Source organism: Kaistella pullorum (assembly GCF_014837035.1).
Classification (GTDB): domain Bacteria; phylum Bacteroidota; class Bacteroidia; order Flavobacteriales; family Weeksellaceae; genus Kaistella; species Kaistella rhinocerotis.
Map to the genome: position 1 here is coordinate 324,410 of NZ_JACSPS010000001.1, position 17,243 is coordinate 341,652.

The 17,243-nt window shown below is 43.4% G+C and carries 17 protein-coding genes and 1 tRNA gene; 5 read left to right on the forward strand and 13 right to left on the reverse strand.

Annotation, left to right across the window (positions count from 1 at the left end; translation table 11 throughout):
* Window positions 1-23: 23 nt before the first annotated feature.
* The 3 genes from bshA (at window position 24) to H9628_RS01550 (ending at window position 4,282) form a co-directional block, all read left to right on the forward strand.
* Window positions 24-1,157, forward strand: a complete 1,134-nt coding sequence (gene bshA, locus H9628_RS01540) for an N-acetyl-alpha-D-glucosaminyl L-malate synthase BshA (RefSeq protein WP_251832352.1) — start codon at window positions 24-26, stop codon at window positions 1,155-1,157.
* A 78-nt stretch (window positions 1,158-1,235) separates the two neighbouring features.
* The gene (locus H9628_RS01545; RefSeq protein WP_251832353.1) at window positions 1,236-2,501 is read left to right on the forward strand and encodes a DUF2851 family protein; all 1,266 of its coding nucleotides are present in this window, start codon (window positions 1,236-1,238) and stop codon (window positions 2,499-2,501) included.
* 92 nt (window positions 2,502-2,593) lie between these two features.
* Window positions 2,594-4,282, forward strand: coding sequence for a putative transporter (locus H9628_RS01550; RefSeq protein WP_251832354.1), 1,689 nt, complete (start codon window positions 2,594-2,596; stop codon window positions 4,280-4,282).
* Window positions 4,283-4,356: 74 nt separating this feature from the next.
* On the opposite strand, the gene yajC is transcribed toward H9628_RS01550, so the two are convergent.
* The 3 genes from yajC to nusB are packed head-to-tail and all read right to left on the reverse strand — an operon-like array spanning window position 4,357 to window position 6,077.
* Window positions 4,357-4,680: a preprotein translocase subunit YajC gene (gene yajC, locus H9628_RS01555; RefSeq protein ID WP_251832355.1), complete on the reverse strand. Its 324-nt coding sequence runs from the start codon at window positions 4,678-4,680 to the stop codon at window positions 4,357-4,359.
* 19 nt (window positions 4,681-4,699) lie between these two features.
* Window positions 4,700-5,170: a DUF1573 domain-containing protein gene (locus H9628_RS01560; RefSeq protein WP_251832356.1), complete on the reverse strand. Its 471-nt coding sequence runs from the start codon at window positions 5,168-5,170 to the stop codon at window positions 4,700-4,702.
* A gap of 1 nt (window position 5,171) precedes the next feature.
* Window positions 5,172-6,077, reverse strand: a complete 906-nt coding sequence (gene nusB, locus H9628_RS01565) for a transcription antitermination factor NusB (RefSeq protein WP_251832357.1) — start codon at window positions 6,075-6,077, stop codon at window positions 5,172-5,174.
* 150 nt (window positions 6,078-6,227) lie between these two features.
* Between nusB and H9628_RS01570 the strand changes: the two genes are divergently transcribed.
* On the forward strand, window positions 6,228-7,889 hold the full coding sequence (locus H9628_RS01570) for an ABC transporter ATP-binding protein (protein WP_251832358.1): 1,662 nt from the start codon (window positions 6,228-6,230) through the stop codon (window positions 7,887-7,889).
* A 110-nt stretch (window positions 7,890-7,999) separates the two neighbouring features.
* Complete coding sequence (locus H9628_RS01575; protein ID WP_251832359.1) at window positions 8,000-8,338, forward strand: DUF3276 family protein; 339 nt, start codon at window positions 8,000-8,002, stop codon at window positions 8,336-8,338.
* A gap of 247 nt (window positions 8,339-8,585) precedes the next feature.
* Here H9628_RS01575 and H9628_RS01580 read toward each other — a convergent pair.
* From H9628_RS01580 to H9628_RS01625, 10 genes are all read right to left on the reverse strand, one after another.
* A tRNA-His gene (locus tag H9628_RS01580) sits at window positions 8,586-8,661 on the reverse strand.
* A 35-nt stretch (window positions 8,662-8,696) separates the two neighbouring features.
* A complete protein-coding gene (gene bshB1, locus H9628_RS01585) occupies window positions 8,697-9,419 on the reverse strand; it encodes a bacillithiol biosynthesis deacetylase BshB1 (protein WP_251832360.1) in 723 nt (240 codons plus the stop codon).
* Between the two features lie 165 nt (window positions 9,420-9,584).
* The gene (locus H9628_RS01590) at window positions 9,585-10,283 is read right to left on the reverse strand and encodes a hypothetical protein (protein ID WP_251832361.1); all 699 of its coding nucleotides are present in this window, start codon (window positions 10,281-10,283) and stop codon (window positions 9,585-9,587) included.
* The gene (gene rfbD / locus H9628_RS01595) at window positions 10,280-11,140 is read right to left on the reverse strand and encodes a dTDP-4-dehydrorhamnose reductase (RefSeq protein ID WP_251832362.1); all 861 of its coding nucleotides are present in this window, start codon (window positions 11,138-11,140) and stop codon (window positions 10,280-10,282) included. Before rfbD ends, H9628_RS01590 begins: the two co-directional genes overlap by 4 nt.
* Window positions 11,141-11,155: 15 nt before the next feature.
* Window positions 11,156-11,644 carry an acyl-CoA thioesterase gene (locus H9628_RS01600; RefSeq protein WP_251832363.1) on the reverse strand — a complete coding sequence of 163 codons (489 nt, stop codon included), beginning with the start codon at window positions 11,642-11,644 and terminating at the stop codon, window positions 11,156-11,158.
* 62 nt (window positions 11,645-11,706) lie between these two features.
* A complete protein-coding gene (locus H9628_RS01605) occupies window positions 11,707-12,201 on the reverse strand; it encodes an OmpH family outer membrane protein (RefSeq protein ID WP_251832364.1) in 495 nt (164 codons plus the stop codon).
* Window positions 12,202-12,240: 39 nt separating this feature from the next.
* A complete protein-coding gene (locus tag H9628_RS01610) occupies window positions 12,241-12,894 on the reverse strand; it encodes an OmpH family outer membrane protein (protein WP_251832365.1) in 654 nt (217 codons plus the stop codon).
* Between the two features lie 11 nt (window positions 12,895-12,905).
* A complete protein-coding gene (locus H9628_RS01615) occupies window positions 12,906-15,443 on the reverse strand; it encodes a BamA/OMP85 family outer membrane protein (RefSeq protein WP_251832366.1) in 2,538 nt (845 codons plus the stop codon).
* 26 nt (window positions 15,444-15,469) lie between these two features.
* Window positions 15,470-16,222, reverse strand: a complete 753-nt coding sequence (gene uppS, locus H9628_RS01620) for a polyprenyl diphosphate synthase (RefSeq protein WP_251832367.1) — start codon at window positions 16,220-16,222, stop codon at window positions 15,470-15,472.
* A gap of 3 nt (window positions 16,223-16,225) precedes the next feature.
* Window positions 16,226-17,146, reverse strand: a complete 921-nt coding sequence (locus H9628_RS01625) for a DUF6089 family protein (RefSeq protein ID WP_251832368.1) — start codon at window positions 17,144-17,146, stop codon at window positions 16,226-16,228.
* Window positions 17,147-17,243: the final 97 nt, after the last annotated feature.

Sequence of the window (17,243 nt, forward strand, 5' to 3'; positions counted from 1 at the left end):
CCAAAAAAACTGAATCCATTAAAATGAAAATAGGAATTCTCTGTTATCCTACGTACGGCGGAAGCGGTATTGTAGCCACCGAACTGGGCATGGCGCTCGCATACAAAGGGTACGAAGTGCATTTTATAAGTTCAAATCTGCCTGCGCGCCTCGATATCACCAATCCCAACATTTTCTTTCACAAAGTTAATGTGCAGACGTATCCGCTTTTCCAGTATCAGCCGTACGATATCGCGCTTTCCTCCATGATTTACCGCGTTGTAAACCTTTATAAACTCGATCTTTTGCATGCGCACTACGCAATTCCGTATGCGTACGCGGCATTTACCGCAAAACAGATGCTGAAAGAAGAAGGCAAGGATATTCCGCTGGTTACTACGCTTCACGGCACCGATATTACGCTTGTCGGGCAACATCCGAGCTATAAACATGCGGTGGAATTCTCTATAAATCAATCCGATACGATCACGTCAGTTTCAGAAAGTTTAAAGAAAGACACGCTGCAGTTTTTTAATATTAAGAAAGAAATTCAGGTCATCACCAATTTTATAGACAACAGTGATTTCGACAGTCCGAACGATTGCACGCGCCGCCAATTCGCAACCGATGACGAGAAAATCCTGATTCACGTGTCAAATCTCCGTCCTGTAAAAAGAGTCGGTGAAGTACTGACAATATTTAAAAATGTACATAAACTCATCAAGTCCAAACTGATCATCATCGGCGAAGGCCCGGATATGGAGATTATCAGCCAGTTTCTGGAAGAAAACCCCGAACTGATCGGCGAAATCCGGCTTTTGGGAAAAGTAAATGATTTATACAAAATCCTCGAACTTTCAGATGTCTTTCTCCTTCCTTCGGAACAGGAAAGTTTCGGTTTGGCCGCCCTGGAAGCAATGGCAGCACGCACACCAGTCATCAGTTCTAACGCGGGCGGAATACCGGAGGTGAACCTTCAGGGTGTGACAGGTTTTCTGGCCGAAATAGGTAACGTAGAAGCAATGAGCAACTATACCATAAAACTGCTCAGCGACGAGAATCTGCTCGCCGAAATGAAAATAAATGCAAAGGAGCAGGCGCTAAAATTCGACCTTCAGAATGTTTTGCCGGTTTATGAAAAAATGTACGCGGACACGTTGGCAACATTTGGAAAATAAACCGCCGTTTTAAAAACTTAATACCTAAACATTTTTTTCACTAAATTTCTTAACTTCGTTTGACACAAGCGTCTCAAAATGAAGGAGAAACTCCTGCAGTATCTATGGAATTTCAAAATTTTCAATAGTTTTGATTTCACGGATGTGGCCGGAAAGCCTGTTGAGATTATTGACTTTGGCAAATGGAATTTTGATTCCGGACCCGATTTTCTATTCGGTAAAATCAAATTTCAGGGCGTGACACTTGTCGGGCACATTGAACTTCACATCCGCTCCTCCGACTATATTTTTCACCGCCATACGGGAAATCCTGAATTTGAAAACCTGATCCTGCACGTAGTTTATTTTCATGATGCTGATATCCCGGAACTGGTTTCGAGGAACATTCCAACGCTGGAACTGAAGAATTATATCGATGAAACAGTGCTCGATAAATACGCTTCACTCGAAAACGCGAAAGTTTTCATCCCGTGCGAAGAAATTTTTAACGCCAAGAAAATCCCGTTTCAATTTGAAGAAGAGACTTTACTTAAAAAACTGGATCACAAATCATTAGAAATAGAAATCGCGCTCGCAAAAAACAAAAACAATTATGAAGCGGTGCTGTTTCAAAACATTGCCTACGCATTTGGACTAAAGGTAAACGCGCAAATTTTCAGGCAGTTGGCGGAAAATATTGATTTCGCTGTTTTGAATAAAGTCCGGCAAAATCTCACTCAACTCGAAGCTTTGTTTTTCGGCATGTGTGGCTGGCTGCAAAGTCCTGATGACGAACAAACCACGATCTGGAAGCGTGAACTCGACTTTCTGGTCATCAAATATCAACTTAAAACAAGCGGCGTGATACCGAAATTTTCGAAACTTCGGCCGCCGTCTTTCCCCACCGTGCGGCTCGCGCAGCTGGCTTCATTGTATCATCTGAATCAGAATCTTTTTTCGAAAGTGATGACCGCAAAAAGCGTGGGCGATATCGTAAAGGTCTTCCGAAACGTGGTGGCAAGTCCGTACTGGAATGATCATTTTAATTTTGGAAAAGTTTCAACGACTGTGGGCGAAAAAATTCTCACTGATGATTTTATCAGCCTGATTATCATCAATGCAATTTTACCGTTGAAATATACATACCAGAAAAATTCAAATGAAAATATTACAGATGAGATCATTGCGATGTACCGCAGTTTACCAGCCGAAAAGAACACGGTGATTGAAAACTGGAAAGCCCTGAAAACGCCCATTCGCGATGCGCTAGACAGCCAGGCTTTTCTGTTTCATTTTCAGCACTATTGCCAGCCGAAACGCTGCCTCGAATGTGCAATTGGGTTTCAGTTGCTAAAGCACAATTAAAAACCGAAATTTCTTCAAATAGTGACAAATCTCGTGGTATGTATTCAGCCTACGGCAACTTTTCCCCGTAAATTTGTATTAAAATCAGGCTTATGTTAGATTGGTTACGCACGCTGCTTTTACCGGCAGAAAATCCGAATATCACACAGTCCATTGTCGTCATCATGCTCGCAGTAGGCACCGGAATCTTTTTCGGCCGGCTGAAACTGGGCAAAATCACCTTCGGCGTTTCCGCGGTGATGTTCACGGGGCTTATCCTCGGGCATTTCGGATACAGGATTGAGACGCATATTCTGGATTTTATCCGGGATTTTGGACTTATCCTTTTCGTTTACGGCATCGGATTACAGGTTGGTCCGTCATTTTTCTCCTCTTTCCGTAATGAAGGACTTAAATTTAATATTCTTGCCGTATCAACCGTTTTGCTGGGCGGACTCATTACAGCGCTGCTTTTCCATTTTACAGGTTTGAAAATCGAAGATTTAGTCGGCATCATGAGTGGCTCGGTCACCAATACGCCGGGTTTGGGTGCAGCGAAAAACACGATTGAAGAACTACAGCATACCTTTCCGGGCAGACCGTTCAATGATCCTACGATTGGCTATGCGATCACTTATCCCTTGGGCGTATTCGGAATAATCGGCGTGGTGATTCTGTCTAAAATCTTGCTTAAAATTAATCCGGAAGCCGAGATGCGTCGCTTCAGGATGGCAAAGATCAACCGCGAATTACCGTTGGTTCACATGAAAATGCGTGTAACCAACCCTGAATTTTTCGGTAAATCTATTTTTCAGGCCACTAAAGATTTTGGAAGGCCGATTGTGATTTCAAGACTTAAACACAGTGGCAGTGCGGCGGTACAGTCGCCCACGGCGGATATGCTGATGCGCGATCGCGATGTACTGATGCTGGTAGGACTGGAAAATGACCTCAAAGATTTCATTGCAATCGTGGGTCGCCCGTCAACGGACCAATTCATCGAGTCTGACGAGGATATCCACAGCCGCAATATTTTTGTCACGAAGGCCTCTGCCATTCATAAAACCCTTGCAGAGCTCGATCTTTACAACACATATGACCTTAAAGTGACGCGCGTTTTTCGGGCCGGCCGCGAAATTCTGCCCCGACCATCGCTGGAATTGTTCTATGGCGACAAACTGCGTGTCATCGGCGCGAAAGATGCCATCGCAGAGGTGGAGAAGATCATTGGGAACTCTGAAAAGAAACTGCTTGAACCCGACTTTTTGTCCTTGTTTGGCGGTCTGCTGCTGGGCGTAATCTTGGGCTCCATCCCGATTGTCATTCCAAATCTTCCGGTACCGCTAAAACTTGGTTTTGCCGCCGGCCCGCTGATTGTGGCGCTGCTTATATCGAGATTTGGCGGCATTTCGTTCATCCATTCGTACATTAATAACGGCGCGATCTACTTTATGAAAGATTTCGGAATCTGTATGTTCTTCGCCGCAGTCGGGATTCACGCGGGTGACGGTTTCTATGAAAACTTCGTGAAATACAACGGCTGGATGTGGCTTCTGTATGGCTCTGCTATCACCTTCATACCATTAATCCTGATGGTGATCATCGGGCGTTTTATCCTTAAAATCAATTATTTACAGCTCGCAGGCATCATGAGCGGCAGCTATACAGATCCGGCCGCACTTTCGTTCAGCACCAATTATCTGGATTCTGACATTCCCGTGCAAAGCTATGCGCAGGTTTATCCGCTCGTTACTATTTTCCGAATCTTCGTGGCGAGTTTGCTGATTCTGCTCCTTACTTGATTTTACTTTAAATATTTAAATAAAAAAAAGCAACCCGAAAATGAGTTGCTTTTTATTTTTAAATAATGCAGGGATTATTTCTTCTCTTCAGTGCTGTCTGGGAATCGCTGTTGTGTAAACTCCCTTGAGATAGCGGCTTTCTCAAACTTTAATTTGCCCGAAAGCGTCTCAATCACCACACCATCTTCCATGATCTGCGCGATTCTGCCATGCATACCAGACGTAGTCACTACTCTGCTGCCCACTTTCAGCGCAGCCTGAAAACCTTTTTCCTGCTTTGCTTTTTTCATTTGCGGACGGATCATCAGAAAGTAAAACCCGACGAACATCAGTCCCATCATGATCATTGTAGGCATCATGGTATCTGGCGCGGCGGCCTGTAAAAATATTGAAATCATATTAACTTTTTTTTAAATATTAAGGCTGAACATCAGCTGTAAAGCCAATGACAATAGGTGACTTTTCTACGTTTGCGAATACTTCAGCCTGCTTGTTCACAAGCCCGTCAAAATTCCCTGAATCAAACTTCAGCGTAATTTTGCCTTTCTGACCCGGCATGATAGGATCTTTGGTATAATCTGGCGCGGTGCAGCCACAGCCGGGCTTCACCTGTGAGATGATCAGCGGGTTGGTTCCGGTATTTGTCACTTCGTAGATATGCTCTACCTGTTCGCCTTTTTTCACTTTTCCAAATTCAAAAGTAGATTCAGAAAGTGCCACAGTAGTTGTTGGCGCCGTAGAAACCGGTTCTGAAGCAACTGCAGTAGCCGGTTCAGAAGCTACAGCAAGAGAATCTGTAGTTACGATCTGTTCTGCGGATTGGTCTTTTTTGCAGCTTACTAAAGCTAGAGCAGCCACAACTGGCAATAATTTGACTAAATTTTTCATATTAATTTCGGTTAAAATCTTTGGTGTATTTATCTAAAATTCCATTAATGAAAATGTTCGAACGGTCTGTGGAGAAGACTTTTGAGATTTCGATATACTCATTGATGATCACACGTCCGGGCGTGAGCGGAAAGTAATCCAGTTCGGTCATCGCCGTGATAAGTATGATCTTATCGAGCAGTGAAACCCGTTCTATATCCCAGTTTTCGAGACGTGAAATGAGTTTTTTCTCCGTATCATCCCAGTGATTCAGGATTTGGCGTAAGAGTCTTCGTGCAAACTCGCGGTCGTCTTCATCCTTGATCATTTTGATCAATGTATGCGTGGGCTCATTTTCTTTGAAAAAACCAATGGTTTTTTGAATCATCGAGTGTGAGATATGCATATCATCAGACCAGCTGATCTCTTTCTCTTCCAGATGCTCGTGAAAATCTTCATTCTCCGCTACATAGCGTAAAAACAGTTTCCCGATAAACTTTTGATCGGCTTCAAAAGAGTAGCCTTCCTCTTTCATGAAATCCTGATACCGTTTCCCGGCGGTCATTCGCTGAAAGGTTTTTACCAAAAGTTCGTCGTGCAAATCCCATTTCAGTTCCTGATGCTTTGAGGTGAAAGATAACCTTTCGGTATTTTCTTCAAGCATCAAAAGAACCTGATTATTAATGAATTTCTGGTTCGGATTAATGTTTTCATCAGTTTTCAGAAATTTCTTCTTCCCAATCTCAATCTGGTTTTCCGCAAGATGCTTCAGCGCAACCAGGAAATTCAGCTGGTAGATGTACAGGTGGTAAATCTTGTCAATCTGCGTGAACATATTATTTTCAAGCACATCCACTTTCACAGGATTTTGGTAATAAGAATATACCGACTCTACAACTTTTTCACGGATCTGTCTTCTTCCTAGCATTTCAAAGAGCTTATTTTAGTGCGTGCAAAGATAGCATTTTTTTGTAAACTCACAGGTCCGCGATGGCCTTCAGCCGCGCGAAAAACAGGCTCATCAATTTTCATTTTATTACTTTTGTATATCTAATTCAAAAAACCACTCCAACCGCGCATGAACGCCCTGAAAACACTCAATCCCTACTTTTACAAGCACCGAATTCTGCTCTTTTGGGGTTTCCTGTTCATCATAGCGAGCAATTTTTTCAGTATTTACAAAGTACAGTTTGTGGGCCGGTCTGTAGATGAAATTTCGAAGACTACGACTCTTGGCTTTAATCCGCAGGTCCTGATTAATGTGGCAATTATCGTAGTGTCATCAATCCTCACAGGTTTTTTCACCTTCATGATGCGTCAGACCATCATCGTGGCTTCGCGCAGGATAGAATACGAACTTAAAAACAAAATTTACACGCACTATCAGGAACTTTCGGTAACTGATTTTAAAAAAACCACAACCGGTGACCTGATGAACCGCCTGAGTGAAGACGTAGTCGCGGTTCGAATGTATCTGGGCCCAGGCGTGATGTATGTGGTGAACTTGCTTATCCTGTTGATCATCACTTCGGTTTATATGTTGAAGACCGACGTTTCAATGACGATATGGTCTCTGGTTCCGCTGCCCATTTTGTCGTTCGTGATCTATAAGGTAAGCTCGATTATCAATGGGAAATCGAAAGTCATGCAGAAAAGCCAGTCGGCAATTTCAACGTTTGTGCAGGACAGTTTTTCCGGAATTCGCGTGGTGAAATTCTTTGCAAAAGAGAAATACATCGAGAAAAACTATGGTGCGAAAGTGAAAGATTACCAGATAAAGGCGTTGGATTTAGCAAAAACCGAGGCATATTTTTTCACGATCATACTGTTTGTCATCGGTTTGCTGAATGTGGTGATATTGCTTATCGGGGGCCAAAAATACCTTAACAATGAACTGAGCGTTGGTAAGATCGCAGATTTCTTTCTTTATATTAATATTTTAATATGGCCATTTTCAATGGTGGGCTGGGTAACTTCGGTAAATCAGCGCGCAGACGCCTCGATGCAGCGAATCAACGAATTTTTGGATATGAAAACGGACATCATTAATAAAAATAACGACGTCTACCCGATTCGTGGTGAAATCGAATTCCGAAATGTATCGTACGTGTATCCAAATACAGGAATAAAAGCACTAGATAATTTAAGTTTCAAGATTGAAGCCGGAAAGTCGCTCGCAATAATGGGAAAAACCGGGAGCGGAAAATCGACTATCGCATTGCTGCTTTGCCGCCTGATCGATCCGACAGAAGGAGAAATACTGGTTGACGGAGTAAATCTCAAAGACCACAACCTGGGCAATTACCGCAGACACATCGGCTATATTCCGCAGGAAAGCTTCCTGTTTTCAGACACGATTGAGAATAATATCGGTTTTGCGGTTGACAATCCTACGCTTGAACAGGTGACCAAATACGCTAAAAAAGCGGATGTACACAAGAATATTGTAGAGTTCAAGGACCAATATAAAACTTTGGTTGGTGAGCGCGGCGTGATGCTTTCGGGCGGGCAAAAACAACGGATCTGTATTGCAAGAGCATTGATCAAGGAACCGAAAATCCTCATTTTCGATGATTCACTTTCTGCTTTGGATACGGAAACGGAAGAAAATATCCTTCAAAATCTGGAAAACGAAATCCAGAAAAGCACATCAATCATCATTACACACCGCGATAGCAGTGCGAAGCGTGCAGATAAAATACTGAATCTCACCGAAATAGAAACTTCCGAGCCAGCTTAGATGCGAATTCTTTAGGTATAATTCCTTTTTCTTAATAAAAGTTAAAATTTTATTTTGCAATTAAAAGAATTCATTTATATTTGTCTGTATCCATTAAAAACTAAGCTCAAATGAATGATTACAAAGACCGGCAGGAAAATGAAATTTTCACTAAGGTTCTGAAGGCTGGACGGCGAACCTACTTCTTCGATGTGCGCGAGACGAAAGCCGGAGACTACTATCTGACGATTACCGAAAGTAAAAAACACTTCTCAGAAGGTGGCGAGGCCAGCTATGAAAAGCACAAAATCTACCTTTACAAAGAGGATTTCAAAAGTTTTGAGGAAATGTTCACACAGTCGGCGGAGTTTATCATTAACCAAAAAGGTACTGATGTAATCTCAGAACGACACGATAAAGATTTCAAATCGCGTTCTTATACGATAGAATCAGACGAAGAATTCGAATAAAAAATTATTCTCTTTCTATCCCTCGGTTGGGCTTAAAGGATTTGAGCGATTACACGACTGAGCGGAAAGGTAAATAGAGTTGAAAATAACGCAGCAGTGATGCTACAAAGCGTAAACACAAACAGGGAGCGGTGCTTCCTGTTTTTTGTTATAAGGATTGTCTTAAATTTCAGGACTTTTACTCGAAAAAATGCTTAGACAAAAACAAAAACGCTTCCGGTTTGCCGAAAGCGCTTTGTAAAAATCAGGGTGAATGATGGGTCTCGAACCCACGACCTTCGGAACCACAATCCGACGCTCTAACCAACTGAGCTACAATCACCGTTTTAGGTCTGCAAATATAGGCCTTTTCGAGAAATTACAAAACTATTCCGTCAAAATTTTTGAAAGCTAAAAGTTTTTCTGTGGTAAAGCCCTCCGCAAACTCCACACCGGAAAGCCGGCCAAGGTCCTGTGCACGGTAGGTCAGACTTTCAAGGAAATCTTTGGTCGCGATCGGCGTCATCGGTTCTTTGGATCCCGGATCGTAAAACTGCGTTTTGTAGGCCAGGCAGGCTTCGATCTTCTTGTCTATAAAGCCTGAAATATCTACCACGAAATCGGGCGTAATGTTTTTCCACTGAATATAACTGAAAATCTGTTTCGGGCGCCACGCAGTTTGCGGCTGACCGTCCAAAACTGTTTCAATCTTAGGCAAACCCGCCAGAAAACACGCATCTGACACGAGTTTATGCGCTTTCGCATGATCAGGGTGGCGGTCATCGATTGCGTTTGAAAACACAATCGTGGGTTGGTATTTGCGGATCATTTTCACGATCTTAAGCTGATATTCCTCTGAATTCTGAAGAAAACCATCTTTCATTTCAAGGTTTTCGCGTGCTGAAACTTTGAGGATTTCAGATGCTTTGGCGGCTTCTTCAGCACGTGTCAAATCGGTGCCGCGCGTCCCGAGCTCACCACGCGTAAGGTCTACGATCGCTACTGTTTTTCCGGCAGCGATCATTTTAGCAATCGTCCCGCCACATCCTAGTTCTACATCATCGGGATGCGCACCAATCGCTAAGATATCTACTTTTTGCATGGTATAAAGATACGAAATTGAAGATTTACGGGCTTCTGCGTTTCGGGGGAAGAGAGGCCCGACCTTTTAGCCCGGATTGCAGTGGAAATCCTTTTTTGCGGGCTGAGCCTGCGAAGCCCGCAAAAAAGATTGCAACGGAAAGCCGGACGTGTTTCTGTATGGAAACTACTTTTGTTGCTCCTCAAGCGAATCCAACGACTGATAAATGGTAGTGAGAAACTGCGCGTAAGACTGCTCCAGGCGCGTAATATCGCTGGATTTCAGATTGATTCCCGAAGTTCCGTATGGGTTGGTGTTCACAGAAAACGCTGAAAACTGAAAATACTGTACAGGCTGGTTTTCCTGCGCTGAAAGTTTGATGGACGAGCCCAAAAATTTTCGCGTTGAAACTGTGTAAACGGTGCCCGGAAGTAAAGTCTTACGGATAAAAGTACGCGGCTTGAACGCTATTTTCTCCTCATTAAATGAGATTATTTGATCCCTGTACGGTGAAGAAATAAGGTAGACAATGTTCGTTTCGGGCCGGAAATCTGCCTGTTCCACATAATAAAGACTAAGCCTGTAATGCGCCGCATCGAACTTCTGCTGCCCGCCGGTGACTGACTCAAATGGCTTGTATGCAAAGGCGTTCGCGCCAATTTGCTTGGCTTTTTTATAAACTTTCCCGAACATTTCGGCATCATCGTCTGAAAAGCCCCGCACTTCTATTTCGCCTAAATATTCAGCTTTTGTTTCCGCAGGATTGATTTTGTAGAAAACTTTATCGGTATTGCTGTGGCTGCGTTCCACATTATTTAAAATGACATTCTGAGCCACTAAAAAATGGCCAAAAAAAATCACGAAAAGGATGCTTAAGTGCTTCATTTTGTAAGGATTTCGATACAGTCCTGGAGTGAATTTTCCCAATGCTCAGGCTCAATTCCATAAGTTTCCTCAATTTTATCGAGTGCCATGGTGCTGCGTACCGGGCGTTTTGCCGGCGTGGGGAACTGTTCTGTTGTTATCGGATTCAATTTGACTGGTGATTTCGCGAATTCAGCGATCTTCTCTGCAAAATCGAACCAGGTGGTTTCCGGATAATTCGAAAAGTGGAAAACACCGTAAACTTTTGGTTCTGTTCCGATAATTTTTAAAATGGCTTCGGCTAGATCATTCGCATTGGTGGGCTGTCCGAACTGATCGTTCACAATGCCAAGCTCCGGTCTCTGCCTGAAAAGATTCAGCATCGTCTTAACGAAATTCTTACTGAATTCCGAATAAAGCCAGGACGTGCGGATTACCACCGTTTTCGGATTTGCCGCTAAAGCCAACTCCTCGCCCGCCAATTTAGAAGCGCCGTAAACGCCCTGTGGATCGGTAAATGAGTCTTCTGAATACGATATTTGCGTGTCACCATTGAACACGTAATCTGTTGAAACGTGAATTAAGACTGTTTTATATTCCGCGCAGATTTCTGCAAGGTTCTTAATGCCTTCAGCATTCACGCCGAAAGCTTTTTCGCTCTCAGTTTCGGCTAAATCTACGGCTGTGTAAGCTGCGGCATTGATACAAAAATGCGGCTTGTGATCGTAAAAATAATCGGAGACACTGTCTGCATCTGTGATATCGAGCGCCTGTGAATCCGCGAAAATAAACTCAAAACGGTCTTCAAAATCCGGCGCAATTTTTTGGATGCATTGTCCCAGCTGACCATTGGCTCCGGTGACTAAAATTTTCTTCATTGAAGTAATTTAAAACTATTTGGAAACGGACTTGTTTAATTTGCGTAATGACGCCATCCGCGACTTGAAATCAGGTTCCTCAAGATTCACAAGAAAATCTTTGAACAGATTGATGGTTTCCGGCGGCTGAATGGCTGCTCGGCGCGTCTTCATATCAAAATAAATCACCGTGAGCCATAGAACGCTGTGTATCGTGCTGCCGTCCTCGCTTTTCATCAGGATCTCCACTTTTGAAAGCCGGTCGCCAACTTCGATGGTCTTGCTCGTGATCATCACTTTCGCGTTGTAACGCACTTCTTTCAGATACGCAATCTCATTCTGGATGGTGATCCAGGTGCAGCCGGTGCGCCGCGTGTATTCTTCGTACGTGAAGCCATAGCCGTTCTCTACATGGTCTTCACGGGCATTCAGCATATATTCGAGGTATTTTACGTTGTTCAGATGACCGATTGGGTCACAGTCGCTGAAGCGTACTTTTACTACCGTTGAAAGTTCTTTCTGCATTTAAATTAAATTAAAAAACCATCCTGAAAACTCGGGATGGTTTAGGTTATCGAAGACTTTTATTAAAGACCCAACTCTTTTTTAACCAAAGGAGTTGCATCAGGACCTGCCTTGTAGATCAACGCTGTAGAATCGATGATGAAATCAAAACCGTTCGCTTTAGCCACCTTTGTTACTGCATTGTTCAGCTTGTCTATGATTGGCTTCACCGCTGCATCTCTTCTCTGTGCAAGATCCTGCTGGGCAGTCTGCTGAAGTTGCTGAAGGTTTTGCTGCTTCTTCTGAAGATCGCCTTCTTTTGCAGTTCTTTGAGCTTCGGTCATTTTTGCGCCCTCAGCCTGGTACTGCTGAACTTCTTTCTGGAAAGCTTCTGCCTGCTTGTTTAGTTCGTCGCCTTTTGTTTTGCTGAAGGTATCTAAGTCAGTGGTCATTTTTTTAGTTTCGGGCATTGCTGCAAGTACTGATTCGTAATCGATGGAAGCAAGCTTTTGTGCGTTTGCTGTTCCTACGGTTACTAACATCATTACTGCTGCGAATAATACACTTAATTTTTTCATAATTGAAGATAAATAAATTGTTTTGTTTGTTTTATAATTTTAATTTTTTCTCATCTGTTGCTGCTGAATTTCCTGGGCGCCGTTTCTGTCCCCTTCTCTCTGTATTCTTAATTTTTCGTTCCGCGCATCAGATTGCGAAGTGCCGGGCCTTTGATTTACGTTCTCAGTTTTTGCTGTTCCGGCATTTTTCAGAAGCAAATCTAATACTTTATCCGTATAATCATACCTTTTTTCGAGGAAAATGACACTGATGTTGTTGCTTTTGTCAAGAACTATGCCTAACGCATTCTTCTCTGATACCGTGCGGATTGCATTCCAAATCTGATCCTGGAAAGGCTTGGTGAGATTGGAGCGTGCGTTGTTTATTTCACCCAAAGTCCCGAAGCGGTTATTGATCATCGCCTTGATTTTTTTATCAAGATCTTCCACTTCTTTTTCCCTTAATTTCAGCTGATCGCCAATCAAAAGTACACGCTCATTCTCAAGAAGTGTTTTTTTCTTCTCAAAGTCCGACTGCAGCGTCTGAATTTCGGTCTGCCAGTTTTGGATCTGCGCATTCAGGCGTGCTTCAGCGTCTTTGTACTGCGGAAGTTTGCTAAGGATATAGTCTGTGTCCACCACACCAATCTTTTGGGCATTCAGCGTGCCGCAAAAAATAATGAAGGTGAGCGCAAATAATTTAATGTGTTTCATTGTCCATGCTTTTATAAAGATTGATTCATCAGGAAGTGTGTTTTCCAACCTGCCGGTTCTGTGCCGATAAGCGTCTTGTCAAACCCGTAAGCGAAATCGAACCCGATGAGCCCGAAAGCGCCCATATAAACACGCACACCTACACCTGCAGACCTTTTCAGCTGGAACGGATTGTAAGTTCCAAAGGTATTCCAGGCGTTTCCACCTTCCACGAATGACAGTGCGTAAATCTTAGCCGTTTGGTTCATTGAGATCGGATAACGTACTTCTAACGCAAATCTGTTATAAATTGTTGCCCCACCATATGGTGTTACGTCTTCCAGCATTCCGCCGGTAGAAGATGCATTCTCATAACCTCTTAACGGAACAAGTTCACGTCCGTCATACCTTCCACCGAAAAGACCGGTTCCACCTACGTAGAAACGCTCGAATGGCGGTGCGCCAAGGTCAGCATTATAACCGTCCAGGAAGCCCATTTCTGCGGTGCTTCGCAAAACAAGTTTGCCCACTACGGTGTTGTAAACATCGGCTTTTAATTTCACTTTGTAGAATTCGAGCCATTTGTACTTTTCAACATTTGACATTGAAGAGTAATCTTTGTCGCTGAAGAGTGAATACGGTGGCGTAAATTTCACTGTAGCTTCCACATTTGAACCCTGAGTTGGGAAAATTGGGTCAAGTCCGGCAGAATTTCGGCTTAAACCTACATTAAAGCTGAAGTTCTTTGCAGACCCGTTATATTCGGTCTGGTTTCCGAACTGGAAAGGATAATTTCTAAAATCGTAGCTCTGAAACTGAATTCCGGTATAAAGTGAGAAATAATCATCCGGCCATCTCAAAAGTCTATTCAGACCCGCGCTGGCAGAGAAAATATTGAGTTTCTGTGTATCACCGAACTGATCGGTATATCTTACCAAAGATTGGTTTACACTTACTGAAAGTGCTGTAGGTTTGGTACCGAAAAGCCATGGTTCTGTAAATGAAATACCGTAATTCTGGAAGTACTGGCCCGCCTGCGCCTGAATGGAGAGTGTCTGGCCGTCACCCTGAGGAACCGGTTTGAAATCTTTAAATCTCAAAAAGTTTCTCAGCGAGAAGTTATTAAAGGTAAGCCCAAGAGTACCGATAAATGAGCCGCCCCCGTAACCCGCCTGAAGCTGAACCTGCGAAGATCCTTTCTCTACCAGTGTCCAGTGGATATCTACTGTGTTGTCCTGCGGATTAGGGCTGATATTCTGTCCAACCTGCTGAGGATCGAAAAACTGCATCCCCGCTAAGTCAAAATACGTTCTTTTAATGTCGCTTTTCGCGAAAAGACTTCCGGGTTTTGTACGGAGTGAGCGTAAAACCACATGATCGTGTGTTGTAGTGTTTCCACTCCAGGTTACACGGTTCCAAGTCGCTTTCTCGCCTTCAGAAATCCGGATTTCCAGATTGATTGAGTCGCCAACTACGGATTTTTCGATAGGTGTAACGTTTGAAAAAAGATAACCGTTGTTCATGTAGATCGACTTGATGTCTGAGTCGTCTTCTTTACCGCCGTCTTCGCCAACTTTCTTGTTAAATCCTACCGCATCATAGATGTCGCCGGTTTTATAGCCTAAAACTTTCTGCAGATAATCTGTCGGGAACGCGGTATTTCCAAGGAAATTGATGTCGCCGATGTAATATTTTTTCCCTTCGTTCAGTTTTACATTGATCTCAAAATCATTCTTCTGGTTTCTCCAAACCGAGTCTGATACAATCTTGGCATCGCGGAAACCGAGTGAACGGTAATAACTGATCAGGTTGTTTTTATCCTCTTCATATTTTTCCTGGATGAATTTTGAAGGTTTCAGGATACCTTTAATACCAAAGCGGCGTTGCTTGGTATCTTTAAATGCTTTGTTGCGGAGTTTTCTGTCTGAAACGCTTTCATTACCTTCAAACTCGATGTGGCTGATCTTCACTCTCTTGCCACGGTCTACATCAATCGTCCAGTCTATCAGTTCGGGATCCTGTGCGTTCACCTTCTCCTGAATGGTCACCTTCGCGTCAGCATAACCTTTTTTCACATATTCTTTCGGGATATTGGTCTGAAGTGTCGAAACCAGATTCTGGGTGATCTTAGTTCCGGGCTTCAGGTTGTTATCCTTTGCAAGTTTCTCGCTTTTTGTCTTTCCGATACCTTTCCCGGTAAATTTCACTTCACCAAGGTCCTTTAAATCCTGAAGATTAAATCTTAAGACAATTTGGTCGCCCTCAATGCTCTGGATGTAAACCTCAACCTCAGAAAAAGATTGTGTTTCCCACAGTTTCTTGATCGCATTGCTGATCTTCTGTCCCGGAATTTCCACGGTTTCGTTCTTATTCAGACCGGTAAACCTGAGGATCTGTGCGGGGCTGTACTTTTTTACACCATCTACCACGATGTCTTTCAGGATGTAGGTCCCGGCTTCGTTCTGCGCGTATACCGGATTGTTGTCCTGTGGTGTTTGCGTGGGAGTGGTCTGGCCATAGAAATGTGCCGAAGCCACAAACATGATGATGGGTAAGAATTTAAACTTCATTTTTTATGTTGCTAACTGTCTTTTTTTTAAATATTTTCTTCGAGCTGCTCACTGGTCTTACCGAATCGGCGCTCTTTGTTTTGAAAGTTGTAGATACATCTGAAAAAATCCTCGCGCCCGAAATCAGGCCACAAGATATCCAGGAACTGCAGCTCAGCATAGGCAATCTGCCAAAGCAAAAAGTTGCTGATCCTCACTTCTCCGCTGGTACGGATCAGCAGGTCTACCGGCGGAAAATCTTTGGTGTACAGATGATTTTCAAAGACCTCTTCGGTAATTTCATCTTCCGTGAGTTCACCGGCTTTTACTTTTGCGCTGATTTGTTTCACCGCATTCAGCATTTCGTTCTGCGAACCGTAGCTTAGCGCCAGGATTAGATTTCCCTGTTTATTTTCTTTGGTGATATCTACGAGATGCAGCATCTGCTCGCGAACAAGCGGCGGCAGCTTCTCTATATCACCAATGATATGCATCCGCAAACCTTTAGTGAAAATCTCTTCAGCTTCCAGGATAAGCGTCTCAGAAATGAGACTCATTAAGGTATCTACCTCATCTTCAGGCCTGTTCCAGTTTTCAGAAGAAAACGTGTAAAGTGTAAGGTAAGGAATATGGATCTCGTTACAGGCGTTTACCGCTTCACGTACTGCCTTGATGGCGTGCTTGTGCCCAAAAGTTCTCTTTTCGCCGCGCGATTTCGCCCATCTGCCGTTACCGTCCATTATTATGGCAACATGCTGTGGCAGGCGCTCCGGGTTTATTTTGTCTTTAAATGTCTGCATCTTCTAATCTCCACAATAACACGGCGGCCTACCGAATGAATAGCTGATACCAAGGGTTACCGAATTGACCCAGTCCTTGGAATTAGGGTTACCTACCGTACGGTTTTTAAGAAAATCCGCTACACGGCCTTCGGCAACCTCAAGAAAAGGGGTTTCCTGCAACAGCGATTTCGTAGTGCTTCCCGCTGCCAATATATCTTTGTTGTAAGTCACCTGCAGACTGTTTTCATCTACGACACTGTAATCAATCGAGTCTGAAAAAGTAGGTCTGAACATGAACTCGCCGAAAAGTGCCCAGTTGTAATTAAATTTATATTTTAAACCCACACCAAACGGAACACCCATGGTGATTTGGCTTACAGACTGATAATCTCCCTGTCGGGTTACGAAATCCTCGCTGTCAACAGGCGTCTGCGCAGTTCCGCCGGCGTCTCTTCGGAAATCGTGTTCCAGAGCGATTTGAGGCGTGTTGCTTAGCATCGCACCCAGACCCGCAAAAATGTACGGACTAAGCATGCTTTGCTGCTCGTCATTTACCGGCAGGAAATTGTATTCGAAAATAGCATCGGCTTCAATTATTGAATTGGTTCCCCAAAGTTTCCTCCTGTTGCGGTAGGCCTCTTTTGCCGCGCCATCCGCGAATTGAATATGGCTGTACCCGACATTGAAACGCAGGGTTTGGTAAGGATTAAAATTCATCCTGTAAAGAATGCCACCGTAAAACGGGATACCGAAATCACTGATATTGCCTAAAGGTTTCTGCAGCACATAATTGGTCCGGCCAATATCGCCAACCAAATTGCTCGCGCCAAGCTGAACCCCCAATTCATGCCGCTGCCCAAAAGAGAGCGCGGAAAGCAGCATCACAGCAAAAAAGGAAAAAACATAAGTCCTCCTTCTAAACGATTGAAGATCAATTTTCATAAATAATTTTGCAAATATAGGACATTTTGTGGTTAAGCAAATTCTTAATATTTAGTTAAATACCAACAATAAAGCATAATTTACTTACCTGAAAAAC

What these genes read in the sequence shown, in the direction of transcription:
- bshA (WP_251832352.1), top strand. Translation starts at nt 24, where the DNA reads ATGAAAATAGGAATTCTCTGTTATCCTACGTACGGCGGAAGCGGTATT.
- H9628_RS01545 (WP_251832353.1), top strand. Translation starts at nt 1,236, where the DNA reads ATGAAGGAGAAACTCCTGCAGTATCTATGGAATTTCAAAATTTTCAAT.
- H9628_RS01550 (WP_251832354.1), top strand. Translation starts at nt 2,594, where the DNA reads ATGTTAGATTGGTTACGCACGCTGCTTTTACCGGCAGAAAATCCGAAT.
- yajC (WP_251832355.1), bottom strand. Translation starts at nt 4,680, where the DNA reads ATGATTTCAATATTTTTACAGGCCGCCGCGCCAGATACCATGATGCCT.
- H9628_RS01560 (WP_251832356.1), bottom strand. Translation starts at nt 5,170, where the DNA reads ATGAAAAATTTAGTCAAATTATTGCCAGTTGTGGCTGCTCTAGCTTTA.
- nusB (WP_251832357.1), bottom strand. Translation starts at nt 6,077, where the DNA reads ATGCTAGGAAGAAGACAGATCCGTGAAAAAGTTGTAGAGTCGGTATAT.
- H9628_RS01570 (WP_251832358.1), top strand. Translation starts at nt 6,228, where the DNA reads ATGAACGCCCTGAAAACACTCAATCCCTACTTTTACAAGCACCGAATT.
- H9628_RS01575 (WP_251832359.1), top strand. Translation starts at nt 8,000, where the DNA reads ATGAATGATTACAAAGACCGGCAGGAAAATGAAATTTTCACTAAGGTT.
- bshB1 (WP_251832360.1), bottom strand. Translation starts at nt 9,419, where the DNA reads ATGCAAAAAGTAGATATCTTAGCGATTGGTGCGCATCCCGATGATGTA.
- H9628_RS01590 (WP_251832361.1), bottom strand. Translation starts at nt 10,283, where the DNA reads ATGAAGCACTTAAGCATCCTTTTCGTGATTTTTTTTGGCCATTTTTTA.
- rfbD (WP_251832362.1), bottom strand. Translation starts at nt 11,140, where the DNA reads ATGAAGAAAATTTTAGTCACCGGAGCCAATGGTCAGCTGGGACAATGC.
- H9628_RS01600 (WP_251832363.1), bottom strand. Translation starts at nt 11,644, where the DNA reads ATGCAGAAAGAACTTTCAACGGTAGTAAAAGTACGCTTCAGCGACTGT.
- H9628_RS01605 (WP_251832364.1), bottom strand. Translation starts at nt 12,201, where the DNA reads ATGAAAAAATTAAGTGTATTATTCGCAGCAGTAATGATGTTAGTAACC.
- H9628_RS01610 (WP_251832365.1), bottom strand. Translation starts at nt 12,894, where the DNA reads ATGAAACACATTAAATTATTTGCGCTCACCTTCATTATTTTTTGCGGC.
- H9628_RS01615 (WP_251832366.1), bottom strand. Translation starts at nt 15,443, where the DNA reads ATGAAGTTTAAATTCTTACCCATCATCATGTTTGTGGCTTCGGCACAT.
- uppS (WP_251832367.1), bottom strand. Translation starts at nt 16,222, where the DNA reads ATGCAGACATTTAAAGACAAAATAAACCCGGAGCGCCTGCCACAGCAT.
- H9628_RS01625 (WP_251832368.1), bottom strand. Translation starts at nt 17,146, where the DNA reads ATGAAAATTGATCTTCAATCGTTTAGAAGGAGGACTTATGTTTTTTCC.